18 protein-coding genes are annotated in these 16,274 nt (G+C 45.4%); 9 read left to right on the forward strand and 9 right to left on the reverse strand.

The window, feature by feature from the left end:
• Positions 1-23: 23 nt before the first annotated feature.
• The 4 genes from rimO to rpmG all read right to left on the reverse strand — a co-directional run bounded on the left by rimO (position 24) and on the right by rpmG (position 2,936).
• Positions 24-1,334 carry a 30S ribosomal protein S12 methylthiotransferase RimO gene (gene rimO / locus L0660_RS19855; protein WP_235161034.1) on the reverse strand — a complete coding sequence of 437 codons (1,311 nt, stop codon included), beginning with the start codon at positions 1,332-1,334 and terminating at the stop codon, positions 24-26.
• A gap of 122 nt (positions 1,335-1,456) precedes the next feature.
• The gene (ftsY, locus tag L0660_RS19860; RefSeq protein ID WP_235161038.1) at positions 1,457-2,419 is read right to left on the reverse strand and encodes a signal recognition particle-docking protein FtsY; all 963 of its coding nucleotides are present in this window, start codon (positions 2,417-2,419) and stop codon (positions 1,457-1,459) included.
• A 153-nt stretch (positions 2,420-2,572) separates the two neighbouring features.
• Positions 2,573-2,725 carry a DUF4295 domain-containing protein gene (locus L0660_RS19865; protein WP_015813059.1) on the reverse strand — a complete coding sequence of 51 codons (153 nt, stop codon included), beginning with the start codon at positions 2,723-2,725 and terminating at the stop codon, positions 2,573-2,575.
• 28 nt (positions 2,726-2,753) lie between these two features.
• The gene (gene rpmG, locus L0660_RS19870; protein WP_026632037.1) at positions 2,754-2,936 is read right to left on the reverse strand and encodes a 50S ribosomal protein L33; all 183 of its coding nucleotides are present in this window, start codon (positions 2,934-2,936) and stop codon (positions 2,754-2,756) included.
• A 274-nt stretch (positions 2,937-3,210) separates the two neighbouring features.
• On the opposite strand from rpmG, the gene L0660_RS19875 reads away from it, so the two are divergent.
• The 3 genes from L0660_RS19875 to L0660_RS19885 all read left to right on the forward strand — a co-directional run bounded on the left by L0660_RS19875 (position 3,211) and on the right by L0660_RS19885 (position 6,573).
• On the forward strand, positions 3,211-3,804 hold the full coding sequence (locus tag L0660_RS19875) for a hypothetical protein (protein WP_233799066.1): 594 nt from the start codon (positions 3,211-3,213) through the stop codon (positions 3,802-3,804).
• Between the two features lie 87 nt (positions 3,805-3,891).
• Complete coding sequence (gene gatB, locus L0660_RS19880) at positions 3,892-5,385, forward strand: Asp-tRNA(Asn)/Glu-tRNA(Gln) amidotransferase subunit GatB (RefSeq protein WP_235161039.1); 1,494 nt, start codon at positions 3,892-3,894, stop codon at positions 5,383-5,385.
• A gap of 33 nt (positions 5,386-5,418) precedes the next feature.
• Positions 5,419-6,573, forward strand: coding sequence for a peroxiredoxin (locus tag L0660_RS19885; RefSeq protein WP_233799064.1), 1,155 nt, complete (start codon positions 5,419-5,421; stop codon positions 6,571-6,573).
• Positions 6,574-6,625: 52 nt separating this feature from the next.
• On the opposite strand, the gene L0660_RS19890 is transcribed toward L0660_RS19885, so the two are convergent.
• Entirely contained in the window at positions 6,626-7,504 is an 879-nt protein-coding gene (locus L0660_RS19890) for an NAD-dependent dehydratase (RefSeq protein WP_235161041.1), read from the reverse strand.
• Between the two features lie 14 nt (positions 7,505-7,518).
• Between L0660_RS19890 and L0660_RS19895 the strand changes: the two genes are divergently transcribed.
• The gene (locus L0660_RS19895) at positions 7,519-8,529 is read left to right on the forward strand and encodes a gliding motility protein (RefSeq protein ID WP_235161043.1); all 1,011 of its coding nucleotides are present in this window, start codon (positions 7,519-7,521) and stop codon (positions 8,527-8,529) included.
• Between the two features lie 47 nt (positions 8,530-8,576).
• Entirely contained in the window at positions 8,577-9,662 is a 1,086-nt protein-coding gene (locus L0660_RS19900; RefSeq protein ID WP_235161140.1) for a complex I subunit 1 family protein, read from the forward strand.
• On the opposite strand, the gene L0660_RS19905 is transcribed toward L0660_RS19900, so the two are convergent.
• Genes L0660_RS19905 through L0660_RS19915 form a run of 3 tightly spaced genes read right to left on the reverse strand, consistent with a single transcriptional unit; the run spans position 9,663 to position 12,044 of the window.
• Positions 9,663-10,115, reverse strand: coding sequence for a DUF3299 domain-containing protein (locus tag L0660_RS19905; protein WP_233799061.1), 453 nt, complete (start codon positions 10,113-10,115; stop codon positions 9,663-9,665).
• A 57-nt stretch (positions 10,116-10,172) separates the two neighbouring features.
• Positions 10,173-11,390: an FtsX-like permease family protein gene (locus L0660_RS19910; protein ID WP_233799060.1), complete on the reverse strand. Its 1,218-nt coding sequence runs from the start codon at positions 11,388-11,390 to the stop codon at positions 10,173-10,175.
• A 27-nt stretch (positions 11,391-11,417) separates the two neighbouring features.
• A complete protein-coding gene (locus tag L0660_RS19915) occupies positions 11,418-12,044 on the reverse strand; it encodes an ABC transporter ATP-binding protein (RefSeq protein ID WP_235161045.1) in 627 nt (208 codons plus the stop codon).
• A 164-nt stretch (positions 12,045-12,208) separates the two neighbouring features.
• Between L0660_RS19915 and L0660_RS19920 the strand changes: the two genes are divergently transcribed.
• Genes L0660_RS19920 through L0660_RS19935 form a run of 4 tightly spaced genes read left to right on the forward strand, consistent with a single transcriptional unit; the run spans position 12,209 to position 15,389 of the window.
• Entirely contained in the window at positions 12,209-13,219 is a 1,011-nt protein-coding gene (locus L0660_RS19920; RefSeq protein ID WP_235161051.1) for a hypothetical protein, read from the forward strand.
• A 12-nt stretch (positions 13,220-13,231) separates the two neighbouring features.
• Entirely contained in the window at positions 13,232-13,933 is a 702-nt protein-coding gene (locus L0660_RS19925; protein ID WP_233799057.1) for a DUF6089 family protein, read from the forward strand.
• 4 nt (positions 13,934-13,937) lie between these two features.
• On the forward strand, positions 13,938-14,477 hold the full coding sequence (locus L0660_RS19930; RefSeq protein ID WP_235161053.1) for a DUF2911 domain-containing protein: 540 nt from the start codon (positions 13,938-13,940) through the stop codon (positions 14,475-14,477).
• A gap of 21 nt (positions 14,478-14,498) precedes the next feature.
• The gene (locus tag L0660_RS19935; protein WP_235161055.1) at positions 14,499-15,389 is read left to right on the forward strand and encodes a trypsin-like peptidase domain-containing protein; all 891 of its coding nucleotides are present in this window, start codon (positions 14,499-14,501) and stop codon (positions 15,387-15,389) included.
• Here L0660_RS19935 and L0660_RS19940 read toward each other — a convergent pair.
• The gene (locus L0660_RS19940; protein WP_235161056.1) at positions 15,386-16,081 is read right to left on the reverse strand and encodes a YjjG family noncanonical pyrimidine nucleotidase; all 696 of its coding nucleotides are present in this window, start codon (positions 16,079-16,081) and stop codon (positions 15,386-15,388) included. The genes L0660_RS19935 and L0660_RS19940 overlap by 4 nt on opposite strands.
• Positions 16,082-16,274: the final 193 nt, after the last annotated feature.

The following is a 16,274-nucleotide window of genomic DNA, read 5'->3' on the forward strand; positions in this document are numbered from 1 at the left end:
GACAAATGAGTGGGAAAGCGTTATCAGGAAATAACCGTCCCGTAAAGATCAAATTCCTCCGCGGATGTAATATTAACATTGGCAAAATCCCCTAACCGAACATACTGACTGGCTGGCACAAGTACTTCATTATCAACCTCAGGCGAGTCGAATTCCGTGCGGCCAATAAAATGCCCGCCTTCTTTGCGATCGAAAAGGACTTTGTAAGTATTGCCGATTTTTTTCTGGTTCAGTTCATACGAAATGCCTTGTTGCAGCTCCATAATGGCATCCGCACGTTCCTGTTTGATTTCGGCAGGAATGTCGTCGGGCAGCGTGTAGGAATGTGTATTGTCTTCGTGGGAATATTGAAATGCTCCCAAACGGTCGAAACGCATTTTTTCAACAAAATCGTAGGTTTCGTCAAATAGCGCTTCCGTTTCGCCCGGATGGCCTACGATCAATGTGGTCCTTAATGTAATGTCAGGCACTTTGGCACGGATCGTTTCGATCAATGCTTCCGTTTTTTCTCTGGTTATCCCGCGACGCATTGATTTCAAAATCTCTGTCGAGCCTGTTTGGAGCGGCATATCGAGATATTTACAGATGTTGCTGCGCTCATTCATGATATCCAGAATGTCCATCGGAAATCCGGCCGGGTAAGCATATTGCAACCTGATCCACTCAATGCCTTCCACATCGGAAAGTTGAGCCAGCAGGTCGGAAAGGTTTCTTTTTTTATAAATATCAAGACCGTAGTAAGTCAGGTCCTGGGCAATGAGGATCAGTTCTTTCGTGCCACGTTTAGCCAGTGATTTTGCTTCCTTAACAAGCTCTTCAATCGAGCGGGAAACGTGACCGCCGCGCATAATGGGAATTGCACAAAAACTGCAGGGGCGATCGCAACCCTCGGCAATTTTTAGGTAGGCGTAATGTGTAGGCGTGGTTAGCAAACGCTCACCTACCAGTTCATGCTTGTAATCGGCTTTCAGCGTTTTGAGCAACCGTGGCAGCTCATTGGTCCCGAACCAGGCGTCTACTGTTGGGATTTCCACGGAAAGCTCATCTTTGTATCTGTGTGATAAACAGCCCGTAACATAAACTTTATCCACCATTCCGGCTGCTTTTGCATCGGCATAGCGCAGGATTGTGTTGATGGATTCCTCCTTAGCATTATCGATAAATCCACAGGTGTTAATCACAACAATCTGGGAATCATCCTTTTTCGACTCATGATCAACGGCGAATCCGTTTCCTTTGAGCTGCGTATAAAGCACCTCTGAATCCACCAGGTTTTTAGAACAACCCAGCGTTACAATATTGACTTTATTCTTAACTATTCCTTTGGTTTTCATTAGAGTTAGCTATCAGCGCCAGGCTTTTAGCTTTAAGTGATAATAAAAATGCAGACGTCACATGAAAGTGACTGATAACGAACGGCGAAACGGGGTGCAAAGTTCGGTAAAAATCAGATCGCTTAGCCAATCTTCTTAAACAAAGAATCCACAAACTCTGCCCGGTCGAAAACTTGCAGGTCGTCCATTTTTTCTCCTACTCCTATGTATTTGACGGGGATTTTGAACTCGTCGGAAATGCCGATTACGACGCCGCCTTTGGCTGTTCCGTCCAGTTTTGTGATGGCTAAGGCGGTGATTTCTGTGACCTTGGTGAATTCCCTGGCTTGGATTACAGCATTCTGGCCTGTGCTGCCGTCAAGAACGAGCAGGACTTCGTGAGGTGAATCGGGGATGATCTTTTGCATGACGCGCTTGATCTTTGAAAGCTCGTTCATGAGGTTCACTTTTGTATGTAAACGTCCGGCCGTGTCGATAATGATCACGTCGGCGCCTGTTTCCATTCCTTTTTTCAATGCGTCATATGCCACTGCGGAAGGATCGGTGTTCATGCCGTGGTCGATTACCGGAACGTCAACGCGTTTTCCCCACAGTTTGAGCTGTTCCACGGCCGCAGCACGAAATGTATCGGCGGCACCAAGTACAACTTTATGACCATGTTGGTGAAACTGATGCGCAAGCTTTCCGATCGTTGTCGTTTTTCCCACACCATTCACACCAACAACCATAATGACATAAGGCTTGGGCAAATGCTTTGTTTCGAAGCTGTCGTGAAAGTCTACGGATTTATTTTCTGTCAATAATGCTGCGATTTCTTCACGCAGAATGCCGTCCAGTTCGGCCGTGGTGGCATATTTGTCTCTCGCAACCCGCTCCTCAATCCGCTTAATGACTTTTACAGTGGTCTCAACGCCTACATCCGAACTTACCAGGATGTCTTCCAGCTCGTCCAGAACATCTTCGTCAATTGTGGTTTTACCAACAATGGCGCGGGATAGTTTACCAAAGAAACTGTCTTTGGTTTTTTCCAGGCCTTTGTCCAATGTTTCTTTTTTCTCTTTTGAAAAAAAACCAAATAAGCTCATATGGTGTGATTGGGGTAAGTTCTGTATTTGTGTAAGTGTGCTCAAAAATAAAACAAAAAAAGTCCCAAAAGGGACTTTTTGTAAACTTGATATCGCACATCGACCGCCCGGCGGCTCGGTTCGCTAAGTGGGACGATTGCAATCAATGTCAGTCTAGTTCTTTAGGGCGCCTTGAACACCGTCCAAAGGAACGATTTCTTCTTTAAAGGTATAAGCTCCTGTTTTTGGAGATTTTACAGCCTTAATAACCTTGGCGAATGCTTTACCGCCTTCTTTTTTCAGGGTAGCAACTACTTTCTTTGCCATGTCTGTATATCTTTTAAAGTTAAAAAACTTATTTAATTTCTTTGTGGACTGTATAGCGTCTCAGGAATGAATTGAATTTTTTCAATTCCATACGGCCAGGCGTATTTTTCCGATTCTTTGTAGTCACATAACGTGACATTCCAGGAACACCACTATCTTTTTGTTCTGTGCATTCCAATATAACCTGTACTCTATTACCTTTCTTAGCCATTGCTTTACATCGTTTTTACAAATAGGACTGCAAAAGTAAGAACATTTACTTTTATTCACAATGCTCTCTAATAAATTTAGTATATTTTTTGAAAATTTTTATTCTGCCCGGTCTTCATTAAGGTCTTGGTGTACAAATAAATAAGTTGTGCTTATAATCTGCCTCGTTTCAATTTCTGCATTAAATTTGAAGGAAATCTAATGCAAACTTACTTTCTTCGTGTGCAGTTAGTTTGCAAATCCTTATTCTGGCGGAAATTCTTAATTTAAAAACAATGACTCTTAAAAAAAGTACCCCATTAGCGCTTATAGCTCTGGCGGTTTCGTTCTTCATTGGTTGCTCTTCACAGGAAGACAAAGATAAATATGATCATTATTACGGATCTGGCAGCAAATCCAGAGAAGAAACGGCGCTTGTAGCTTTGCAGAATGAAAGGAGAAATCAGCCTGCCCCAGCGCCTGCGGCGGCAGCTTCCGGACAAGGAGCAGCGGCACCGGCAGCCGGTGATTCAGCAAATGCTGGTTCTGGCGACGCGGCAATTGGTCAGGGAGGTGCGGCAGCGGCTGCTACTAATCCGGATGCAGCGGCAGCTCCCACGGCGGCACCTGCGAAACGCAAGCCTGTTCCGGCAGACGTTTCGGCATTGCTTAACAAACATGCTTGTCTTGCCTGCCACCAGCCTTATGACAAAGTGATCGGGCCGGCTTATGCGGATGTTGCCAAGAAAAAATATACTTCTGATCAAATTGTAGAGCTGGTTCACAGTCCAAAACCGGAACACTGGCCTGGTTACCCGCCGATGGCGCCTATGGCACACGTTCCAAAAGGTGATATCGTTGTGATTGCCAACTGGATCAACTCTTTGTAATATAGGGTTATCAATATTAGAAAATACGGGCCGTTCATGCTATGGACGGCCCGTATTCGTATCTTTGCGAACGCATTTTATTATAATATGACTCAAAACGCACTGCAACCGGCTGACATCACGGATGAACTTCTGGCCCGGTATGAAACTGTAATCGGACTCGAAGTGCATTGTCAGCTCCTGACGGAATCCAAACTTTTTGCGCAGGACAGAAACCTTTTCGGGGCTGATCCTAATACAAACATTGGCCCGCTTACGCTTGCATTACCAGGGACATTGCCCAAAATCAATAAGAAAGCAGTTGAATATGCGGTCCGTTTAGGACTGGCTTGTGGCTGTTCTATCAGTAAAAGGACGATTTTTGACCGCAAGAATTACTTTTATCCTGATCTGCCGAAAGGTTACCAGATCTCTCAGGACAAGAAGCCGATCTGCGAAAATGGCGGTGTGACGATTTCCACGAAAAACGCGGAAGGAAAAATGACCGAAAAAGTGATCCACTTCCATCACATACATTTGGAAGAGGACGCCGGAAAATCGGTGCACGATGGCAGTGTTACCGAAACATTGCTGGATTATAACCGCGCCGGGACGCCTTTGGTTGAAATGGTTTCCGAGCCCGATCTGCGGTCTGCGGAAGAAACAGGAGCATTTGTTACCGAAATCCGCCGGCTTGTGCGCTATCTGCACATTAGCGATGGCAATATGGAAGAAGGCTCGCTGCGTTGCGATGTCAATGTTTCCCTCAGGAAAAAAGGAGCTGAAAAACTCGGCACGAAGGTGGAGATCAAGAACATGAACTCGATCCGTAACATGATGCGGGCCATTAGTTTTGAAGAAAAGAGACAAGTTGCTATGCTCGAAAATGAGCAGGCGATCCAGCAGGAAACGCGGATGTTTGATGTGGAAAGCGGGCAGACGTACGGCATGCGCGTGAAGGAAACGATGAACGATTATCGCTATTTCCCTGATCCTGACCTCAGTCCGGTTGTTGTTTCTGATGAATGGCTTGAAAGCATTAAAGCCGATATGCCCGCATTGCCGCACGAGCTGCGTGAGAAATTTACGCATCAATATGGAATTCCGGCTTACGATGCGGCTGTACTTACGGATACGCGCGAAATTGCTGCTTACTTCGAAGCAGTTTGTGCCAAAACAAACGCCTATAAAGCTGCTTCGAACTGGTTGATGGGACCTGTGAAATCGTATTTGAATGATCACGAAGGCAACATCGACCGTTTCCCGATCAGTCCCGAAAATCTGGCTGCATTGATCGACCTGAGTGAGGCGGATGTGGTGAGTAATTCGGTGGCTACGCAAAAAATATTCCCGGTGCTTCTGGCTGAGCCGCAACGTGATCCGAAAGAGATCGCGTCGTCAAATAACTGGATTCAGAACAGCAATACAAACGAGCTTGAAACGTTGGTAAATGAGGTTATTGACGCAATGCCGGATAAGGTTGCAGCTTATCGAAAAGGAAAAAAGGGGTTACTGGGTCTATTTGTGGGAGAAGTCATGAAAAAATCAAATAACACTGCTGATCCTAAGCTGGTAAGCCAGTTGCTCAACGCAAAACTCTGATAGCCAAGCCTAACAAAAACAATATAGAAGGTTATGAAAGGAATAGTCAAGCAAAGTATTTTCATATTTAGTCTAGCTTTTTTGAGCCTTCAATCTCAGGCACAGCAACTTGCACCCAAGGATTTCTCGGTTAACGGTAAAGTGAAGAATGGCGCGAAAGGAGAGAAAGTAACATTGCTGCGAACCACGGCGGGCGGATCATCAATCAAGCTGGATTCTACCCAGCTTGCGGCCGACGGGACATTTGCTATTAAAGGAGTTGAGAATGATCGCGGAAGTTTCTTTTCGTTGAACATTGCGGATCGTCAGAAGGTGATTTTGCTGGTGGAAGGTGGTGAGACATTCAATGTTGTTGCCGACGGAACTGCAAGGGACGAAAAGGGAAATGGTGGCAACGCAGATATTTCCGGATCAAAAAACATGGAATACTATGGTCAGATAGACAAGCTTATGCGGTCTTTCGCGGCCAAAGTGACGGGTTGGAACGAGGAATATGCAAAGGCTGAGGAGAAAAAAGACGCTAAGAAAATCCAGGAAGTGCAACAGGCATTTGCTGGCGCGGATAAGGAAAGGCTGGATGTAATTAAGAAATTGCTTCCTGAAATGGGCACATCATTAGTCGCCCTTTTTACGGCTAATAATTTTTTAAGTCCGGATAATGATCTTGAAATGCTTAAAAAACTGGCCGACGACTACGAAAAAGTAACGCCGACACCGACATTAGCGAAAGGTTTTATTGGTCAGATAAAAAGAATTGCGGGCGTTTCAGTCGGACAGCAAGCGCCTGATTTTACACTGAATAGCCCTGACGGAAAGCCGGTTGCATTGTCCTCACTTCGCGGAAAGTTTGTCTTAATCGACTTCTGGGCATCCTGGTGCGGACCTTGCCGGATGGAAAATCCGAATGTTGTACGCATGTATGACAAGTTCAAGGACAAAGGGTTTGATATTTACGGCGTTTCACTGGATGATAACGAAAAAGCCTGGAAAACGGCCATTGAGCGCGATAAGCTGAAATGGCTGCACGGATCGGAATTGAAAAAATGGAATTCCGGCGTTGCGCAAACTTATGGCGTGAATGCCATTCCAGCCACCTTCCTGATTGATAAGGACGGGAAAATCATCGCCAAGAACTTACGCGGACCAGCATTGGAAAGCAAGCTTACTGAATTGCTGGGCGCTCAATAATAATAGATTAGATGTAGTTAAAAATCCGCAAGATCTGTCTTGCGGATTTTTTTTATGCGCCAACATCTTCCAGACTATAATAAAACTGTAACGGATCGGGAAATTTGAAGTCGTATTTATAATGCTTATCCAATTTTTCACCTGATATAACTTTGAAATCGGGCTTTTCGACTGGCTCGATAAATGTGGGTGCTTCCCACCCGAATTGTGCGGAGGAAGTTTCATAAACTTCACGGCGCGTTGTGTGGATCGGCGATACAATGTTGAATGTTTCGTTCATGATGCCGTTTTCGAGAATGATCGTTATAATTCCCACAGCATCATCCCTATGTATGTAATTAACAGGAATTGAGCCGGTTGTCATATCTTTTTTACCCTGCACATATTTCCCTGGAATGCGGTTATAGCCTAGTAAGCCTCCCAGCCTGAGAATGGTAACATTACGGTCGGGACGTAAGGAAGTTAACAGATTTTCCGCCGCAACCATTTCCGGAGATTCCGATTCCTCAGGTGTTTTTACATCATTTTCAACTACAATCCGGTTCAGCTCGGGATAAATGCCCGTTGAGCTAATGAAAATAATGTCGCGGATTCTCGACTGATTAATCTCCTGAATGACTGCTTTGATCTGTTTTACATAAAATCCTGGTTCATTCTTCGTCAGGCGCGGCGGTAACGAGATCAGAAGCGTATCAACGTCGAAAAATGTATCCAGACCCTCTTTGGATATGAAGTCAGGATTCATCGGAATCAAATGGGCCGAGATTCCTTTTTGCACGAATGCGTTCATTTTTGGCATTGTAGTGGTGCTGCCACTGATTTCCCACGTACTATGCAGGCTTAGTAAGCGTTGAGCTAATGGAAAACCTAACCAGCCGCATCCCAGAATGCTTATTTGTTTTTTTTCTAATTTTGAATCGTTATCCGTCATTTGATATTAAGGCTATGTTCCTATCGAGATTTGCTCTCTTTTGCTTCCTGATTTCTGTTTCTTTTATTTCCTGTAATAAAGATAAGCGCCTCGAATCCGACACGAGTGAGGCCGTTGTCAATGTTCAGTCCGAAAATCTGGATCAGGCACTTTTTGCCTGCAAATCGGTTAAAGATGTGGAAAATTTTCTCGACGCGCGTCCATATCTGGCAAAGGAATATTTTGCGAGTTCACAAATGGATCCCCAACAGCTGGCAACGCGTTTATTCAATATTTCACAAAACCCTGATTTTCAAGCATTTCGCAGCCAGCTCGATAGCCTCATAGGCGACCGTAAACACAACATTTTTGACCCGCTGGCGGAAGCATTTAAGCAAATAAAATATCATTATCCAGCCTTCCAAGCACCCAAAGTGCAGTTTTTGGTAACAGGCTTCACAGGGACAGACCTATATATTACCGATTCACTGATCATTATCGGGTTGGATTATTTCGGCGGGCCAGACGCCATGTATCGTCCGGATGTATTTGACTATCAGCTGCGCAGATACCAGAAAGAATACATTGTTCCTTCTATCGTCTTTTTCGAATCCAACCGTTTCAACAAAATTGATCCTACCGATAAGACATTGCTCGCGGATATGATCGGTTATGGTAAGGGTTATGCATTTGTAAAGCAAATCATGCCGACTGCTGCGGATAGCCTGATCATTGGATATTCGGCCGACAATTTGCGCAGAACAGATGCGAGCCAGCAGCAGATATGGGCTTATTTTATTGCTGGAAAATTGCTGTACGAGTCGGCGGAGATGAAAAAAAAGAAGTTTATTGAAGAACGACCATTCACAACCGAAATCGGGCAAAAGGTGCCGGGCGCCATTGCGCGTTGGGTGGGCTGGCGGATCGTAAACCGTTTCAGGGCCGAAAATCCGGGCGTAACCCTTTCCGAATTGATGGGAATGGAAAACGCTGCACAGATTTTGCAGGAATCGGGATATAACGGTGAACCAGACGAAGTAGAGTAAGTTTTTTGTTTACTTTTGGCAGTCACTAAGATCCCGAAACACCGTTGATACCGTTTACACTCATCATTTTTCTTCTTCTTGTGCCTGGTTTTGTGGTTATCGGCGTCTATCTGGAGCGCAAGGTTTCTGCATTTATTCAGGATAGGATGGGTCCGATGGAAGTAGGTAAATGGGGCTTGCTTCAACTTTTCGCCGATTTGCTCAAACTCCTTCAAAAGGAGGATATCGTTCCAAAAGCCGCGGACAGGCGTCTTTTTCTTCTCGCCCCGTTTGTCATTTTTGTTTCCGTTTTTGCTGGTTTTGCAGTTGTTCCGCTGGCGCCTGACCTGGCCGGCTCGGGGGCATCGGTTGGCGTGTTTTTCTTGCTGACCATTGTTTCCGTGGACGTTATAGGGCTTTTAATGGCCGGATGGGGTTCTAATAACAAGTTTGCGCTGTTCGGTGCGATGCGTGCGGTTGCGCAGATCATCTCCTATGAAATTCCACTCGGGTTATCCATTTTGTGCGTGGTAATGCTTTCGCAGACCTTGGATTTACAGATTATCAGTTTTCAGCAAGGCATTTATTCCAATGAGCCTGTTTATTTATTTGGCATAAAAGACCTGGGCATTGATGTGACGAATGTAGGTGGATTTTTGTCCTGGAACATTGTCCGGAACCCCTTTTTACTATTGGCATACATTGTCTTCTTTATAGCCTCATTGGCAGAATGTAACCGCGCACCTTTTGACTTGCCGGAAGGTGAATCGGAGCTGGTTGCCGGATTTCACACCGAATACTCAGGCATGCGCTGGGCACTTTTCATGCTTTCGGAGTATGGAATGATGCTCCTGGTGTGTCTGTTAGGCGCTATTTTGTTCTTGGGAAGCTGGAATACGCCTTTCCCCAACATTGGCCCGTTGAAGCTGGCCAACTGGACCAGTGGAGAACCCGGAACCTGGTTTGGTTACATTACAGGCATATTCTGGCTGCTGGGCAAAGCGATTTTTGGAATTTTAATTCAAATGTGGGCACGCTGGACGCTTCCCCGACTGCGTGTGGATCAGCTTATGTATCTGGGTTGGAAAGTCTTAACGCCGGTTGGACTAGTGCTTTTCTTCATTTCCGGCGTCTGGCGGCTGATTGGGATCTGATTACTCAGCGATTTCAGCGCCGTCTAGGATGTAATTCATCTGATAAATATCGTCTGCATTCAGTTTCAATGTTCCTACGAAGGTCAGACGTTCATCCGTTTTGAACTTGCGGCCATCTTTTTTCTTGAAATTCAAAGTCATAACCGTCTCAGGACCAGCGCCTCCGCAGAAGAAGCAAGCACTGAAAGGAAATGCGGAAAGCACATATAAATTAGCATCCAGATCCACAGGCAGAATGTATCCCGTAATAGTAACCTGCTGATTTTTCAACTTCTGAACGCTCGGCCCGAACGTAGGATGAAGCATATAAATGGATTCTTCGGCATACCACTTCTTTTTGAAAGTCACATCACGCAACGTTTCCCACGTCACCTTAACCGGGTTAACAGCCGGCGTAAATGCGAATAAAGAGGTAAAGCAAAAAAGCAATATGATGATTCTTACAGATTTCATTGCGCCTTATTTTGTCTTGGTTAGGATTTAACTAAGTAAACAAATTTAAGTAGAATATCATTCCTCTGCCAGTGTGCGGGAGATATTCAACCGGTAAATGCCCAGCGAGGGAAGCACCGAGGCCAGGAAGCCGATCAGCAAGGCTGCAAAAAACAGGTAAATTTCTTCGGGCAGAATCGTGAATTTCCGCAACGAATAATGAAAATCTTGCTCTGCGGCTCTCGAAAACAGCCAAAGCCCAACGCGGCTCAGAATAATCCCTGAAAAATAGCCGATTACGGCCAGCATTAAGCCTTCCAGCAATAGCATCAGGAATAGCCTTGTACGCGTTGCGCCCATAGAAAGCATGAGCGCCATCTCGTATTTTCGTTCTTTCAGTGAATTGTAAAGCGAAATAAAAACGCTGATCCCCGCAATGCTGATAATGATAAGTGCTAATGCGCGGAGTGTTTCAATGCCCACGCCCAGCAGCGAGAAAAGCCGGTTTATTTCAATGCTGGGTAATGCAGCCTGCATGGATGTGTTTTCGTTGATCTGCCGCGGAAGGGTCATTAAGCCCATTGGATTCCGGAATTGGATCAGTGCGCTGGTAACTTGCCTGCCTGCTTCGGCTTCGTCGTGCTCTTCATGCTCCTCATGTTTGGCAGCGCCTTCTTCTCCATGCGCATGAACGTCCCAAACGCTTGATAATCTGGTCAGTATAAGCTGGTCGACAACGGAGCCAGTGGTTTCGAAAATGCCTGTAACCTTGTATTTCTTGTCATTATGCGCCTCGCCCGCACCATCGAGCCCATGCGAGCTGGCGAATGTATCACCGATTTTCAGCTGTGACATTGCCGCCACCTTACTGCCGATTGCAACCTCCATCGAAGCATTATAAATCTGCCCCTTGGCCAGTTTTGCCTGAAAATGCTCGATATACTTTGGCGTCGTGCCCACGATCCTGAACCCCTGGTAACTGTCGCCCATGGAAAGCGGAATCACGGTTTTAACAAAAGGGTTTTTACGCAATGCATCCACTTCGGCCAGCGGCACATTGCCCGTAGGCGCGTCGATCTGGTAAATGCTGGACAGGATCAGTTGCAACGGGCTGCCTTTGGCTCCCACCACCATATCAATGCCGCGAATGTTCCGGCGAAACTGCTCGTCCAGTTGTTTGTTGAGCAGCAAAAGCAGTGATATCATACCAATTCCCAGCGTAAGCAAAAGCGCACTTAAAAAACTGTTCAGCTTTTTCTCTTTCAGGTTGGCCAGACTTATTTTGACAACATTCATCTGTTCAGGATTAGGATAATGGCACTATTAAAGGTGGACCTGGTTGGAAAACGCATCTTTCAACCGCTGGTCGTGCGTGACCACAACCAGGCTTGCGCCTATGGAGGCGGATTGTTCCTTTAATAATGTGATTACTTTTTGGGTATTGTTATCGTCCAGGCTGGACGTAGGTTCGTCGGCAAGAATGACATTTGGCTCGTTCATGAGTGCGCGGGCAATGCTAACCCGCTGCTGCTCGCCCTGGCTGAGTTGATTGGTTTTTTTGTTCAAATGTTCCGCAAACCCCAGTTTTTCCGCCAGCATACGGGCTTTTTGTGTGTTTTCCTTTTGATCTGCCAGATAGTTGGAAAGCAGTATATTTTCCAGAACCGAAAGTGAGCTGACAAAATGGGGTTTCTGATAAATGATCCCGATATTTTTCGCTCTTACCTTCATTACTTCCTCCGGGGAAAGGGCTGTTACCGGCTTTTGTGCGATCAGGATTTGTCCCGATTCGGGTTTCAGCAGCAGCGCCAGCAAGTGCAGCAATGTTGTTTTTCCCTTACCCGACTGGCCCAATATCAGCAGTGTTTCCTTGTCCTTGCAGTGAATGTCCGGGAAGCTGAACTGCTTTTGGGCTGAGTAAGAAAAGTGAAGATTGGTGCTTGAAATCATTGCAAAGGCTGTTTTTCCATTTGCAATGATAATGAAGTTTTATTTTTGGCAACATTAAAAAATTTTCGTGTTACAAATAAATCATTCGGAAATACGTTGAAATGGTGATATACCCTGAATAAAACCAACAACTGTTCTATTTTTGCAAAAAATTGATCTCACAAATGCGTAGAAAATCTGAATTAAAGAAAGTGTCCGGGGCATTGGTGTTTATCTTGACTTGTGGGCTTTTGTTTATGAATCAGGATGTCCAGGCGCAGAGCAGGGGCATTTTTGTTCCGTATTCAACAGCCGGATTTGGGCTCGGGACTTCTAGCTATTTTGGAGATTTCGCACCTTACAGAAGGCCACTTGCTTCCACATTTAAAATGATGCGTTGGAGCATTGGCGGGAATTACACACGCCATTTTACGCCCCGTCTGGGTGCAAGAGCAAGCTTTATTTATGCGCGTATCGCGGGTGACGATTACATTATGAATCGTAGCGAGAAACAGGAATCCAACATTTTTTACGCCCGAAACCTGCATTTCAGAAATGATCTGAAAGAATTTTCTGTGCAGGGTATTTTCAAACTGACACCTGATAATAGAAGCTACGACAGAAGGCCGCAGTTTGGAGCGTACCTGTTTGCCGGGATAGCGCTTACGGCCCACAACCCGAAAGCACTTGATTCGCTGGATGGCGACTGGGTTAAATTACAGCCATTGGGAACTGAGGGTCAGGGAAATGAAGGTTATGATAAGCCTTACTCGCTGGTTCAATTTGCTATTCCATTAGGAATTGGCGTTCGCTATAAGATCAACTCTAAGTTTGATATTTCGGCAGAACTGGGTTTCCGTAAGACATTTACAGATTACTTAGATGATGCGCACGGAAAATATGCGGACCCGGCATTGTTTGCGGACAATCCGACTGCACTTGCACTAAGTAACAGGACAACAGAGCGTTATGCTGCAAGAAAAGGTGCTGACCGCACGGAGGCATTGAAAAAATTCCTTGTGGTTAACTACATGCTGGATACCAATGATCCCTTAGCAGCATTGCCAACCACGGGCTTTGGATCGCCGGGCACAGACCGGGGAAACAGCCCTACTTACACGGACAACTATCTTTTTGGTATGATCCATATCAACTATATGTTGCCATCGCAGATCAAATGTCCTCCATTAAAATAACTAAGGCATCCATTGAAGTCTTCTTTAAAATTTATAAATGCAAAATACTTGCTGCTTAATCTGGCGGCAGGTATTTATTTTTTTGTGGCCTCCGGGAATGCGGTTATGGCGCAAAAAATCGAGATAGGAGCGGGGTTAGGCGCATTGAATTACAAGGGAGACATTGCACCTTCGGTTAGGCTTCGTTTTTTTAAACCCGCCGGAAGCGTTTTTTTTCGGTATAATCCTTCCCAGGCATTGTCTCTGCGGGCGGAACTGATGGGCGGCATTATCGGCGCGGAGGACAAGCATAGCAAGGATCCTTTTCAGCAAGCGCGTAATTTTTCATTCACATCGCGCATTTTTGAAGGAAGCGCCGTTGCGGAATATAACTTTCTTAATTTTCAGGAACGGCGTTTTGCTGTGAACTGGAGTCCATATGTTTTTGGAGGAATCGGGTATACCAAATTCAATCCTGATCCGCAAGGCGTGGGTTACAAAACCAGCTCGTTTGTGCTTCCTTATGGGGTTGGGATCAAATATCAGATCAGGCGTCCCTGGAACATTGGCATCGAATACGGAGCCAGAAAAACTTATTCGGATTATCTTGATAACTTGGGAGGGGATCCGATAGGGACTGATAAATTTCAGCAAGGCGACCCGTCTTTAAAGGATAATTACTACTATTTACGACTTTCAGTTACGTACACTTTTTATAAAATCGTTTGCCCTTGATCCTATGAAAAAAATTCTCCTTATCGTTGCCGGCGTGCTCGTTGTTGTTTTAGCTGGATTTTTTGGAATGAGAAAGTATACCAAATCTTTCAGCCCGGAAGCAGTTGCAGAAACAACGAACAATGGTGTAAGTGTAAAAGTCACTTATAGTAAGCCAGGCAAGAAAGGAAGACTGCTTTTTGGCAGGGAACAAGATAAGGCACTTGCGCCTTACGGAAAAGTCTGGCGCACCGGCGCTAATGAAGCCACACTCATTGAACTCGGCGAGGGCTTGTCTATCGGCGGCAAGCCGGTGAAAGCGGGTACTTATTCGCTTTACTCGGTCCCTGGGCAGAGCACCTGGAAAATTATCCTTAACTCGGAGACCGGCCAGTGGGGCACGGAATATAATGATGGCAAAGATGTGATGCGCGTGGAAGTGCCTATCAGGATCAGGCCGACAGTTCAGGAATTGTTCAATATTTACTTCGAAGATATACCGGGCGGCGTCAACATGATTTTAAGCTGGGACCAGACAGAAGCATTGGTTCCTATCACCAATTAAACCGCTCGTCTGCACGCCCTTATGTTTGTTGAAGCTATTGAAAAAGTAGATCAGTACACCCGTCCCATTCATTTTATATTGCGTTATTACACCGGCAGTGACATTGTGCCGGGCACTGCCACATTGTTTTTTGTAAATGAACATGGATACGCGATCACCTGTCGGCACGTAGCGCAGCAGATCTTGTATGCCAGCTCCATTTATGAGAATTACCTCAAATTTAAGGGTGAGCTCAGAAAATTTGAGAAAGATCCCGGGCTGGAAACACAGCGCGCTTTTCTGGAAACCAAATACAGGATCAGCAACGATAATCCGATCCGGATACTTTTTAATTTTATCAACTGCGTCACGGCTTATAAAGGCCTGGCCATTCACCTGCACCCGACTCAGGACCTGGCGATCATTCAGTTCCGGGATTATGACAGCAAGCAATATCAGGGTTATGCGCGCTTTTTAAAAGATTCCAGACTTGTAAAGCAAGGAAGATATCTCTGCCGCTTAGGTTATCCATTTCCCGAATTTACCAATTATCAATACAACAAAAACACAGGTGACATTGAGTGGCTCAAAGCAGGGCGCATTAACACGCCGAGTTTCCCGATCGACGGCATTATTACGCGCCATATCGGTGAAAGCAATGGTGTTGTGGGTATTGAAATGAGCACCCCAGGATTAAGAGGACAGAGTGGCGGGCCGCTTTTTGACACAAATGGGATCATTTACGGCATGCAAAGCTCCACACGCCACCTGCATTTGGGATTTGACCAGGTGAACAGGGAAGTGACGACGGAAGGACAAAGGAAAAGGGTTTCTAATTATCCTTTCCTGAATGTGGGCCAATGTGTGCATGTGGACGTGATCAAGCAATTTCTGCGCGAGAAAAACGTCACATTCTATGAAGAGGAAGTTTAAAGGATCAGCATTAATTCTTCCAGACGCCTGATATCGTATGTAGGGCTCTCATCAAACTGGAGTCCGGCGGGATTATAATAAACCGTGTCCATTCCAAATTGCTTCGCACCCATAATGTCGGCCACCCAGTTATCCCCGATCATAATGCTCTCCGATGGCACCGCCCGGGCCGTTTCCAATGCGTAAGCGAAAATTTTAGGATCCGGCTTTTTGGCGTTTGCCGTGTCAAACGTAATGATGTTCTCAAAAAAGTGGCCTATTTCCGAGCTGGCGATCTTCCTCGCCTGGATTTCGTTAAAACCATTCGTAATGATGTGCATGGAATAGCCAGCCGAGTTCGCATAGTTGAGCAGATCGAGCGCGCCTTCCAGCAAATGCTTCTTATCCGGCAATGTTCGAAGATAGGCCTCGCCGATTTCTGTGTGATTAGGAGGCAAGTTGGCGCCGAGTTCTTCAAACACCATCTTGAACCTGTTTTCACGTATATAGGTATGGTGCACCGTTCCGCGGTCAAATGCATCCCACAATGCGGTATTTATTTTCAAAAAAGACTGGATAAACGAGTCCAAAGACGATACGCCGTACTGAATCAGGGTCAATGTGTTAAAAATTTCTTCCAGCGATTCGGAAGAATTTCTGTCAAAATCCCAAAGTGTATGGTCCAGATCGAAGAAAAGATGCCGGTATTTCATATCTGGTAAAAATTCAAATTTTATTAGAAAAGTGAAATTTAATTTTTATTCACCAAAATTCATAAATAAAAAATAAGAAGTGATCCAAACGGCATAACAGGGTCGTATGTCATTTGATAAGTTCTATTAATTATTGCAATAGGAACACAGCGTACAGCCAGTACACGTATATTCTTCAAAAGAGGGGTTTGTT

Source organism: Dyadobacter sp. CY351 (genome assembly GCF_021502625.1).
GTDB lineage: Bacteria > Bacteroidota > Bacteroidia > Cytophagales > Spirosomataceae > Dyadobacter > Dyadobacter chenhuakuii.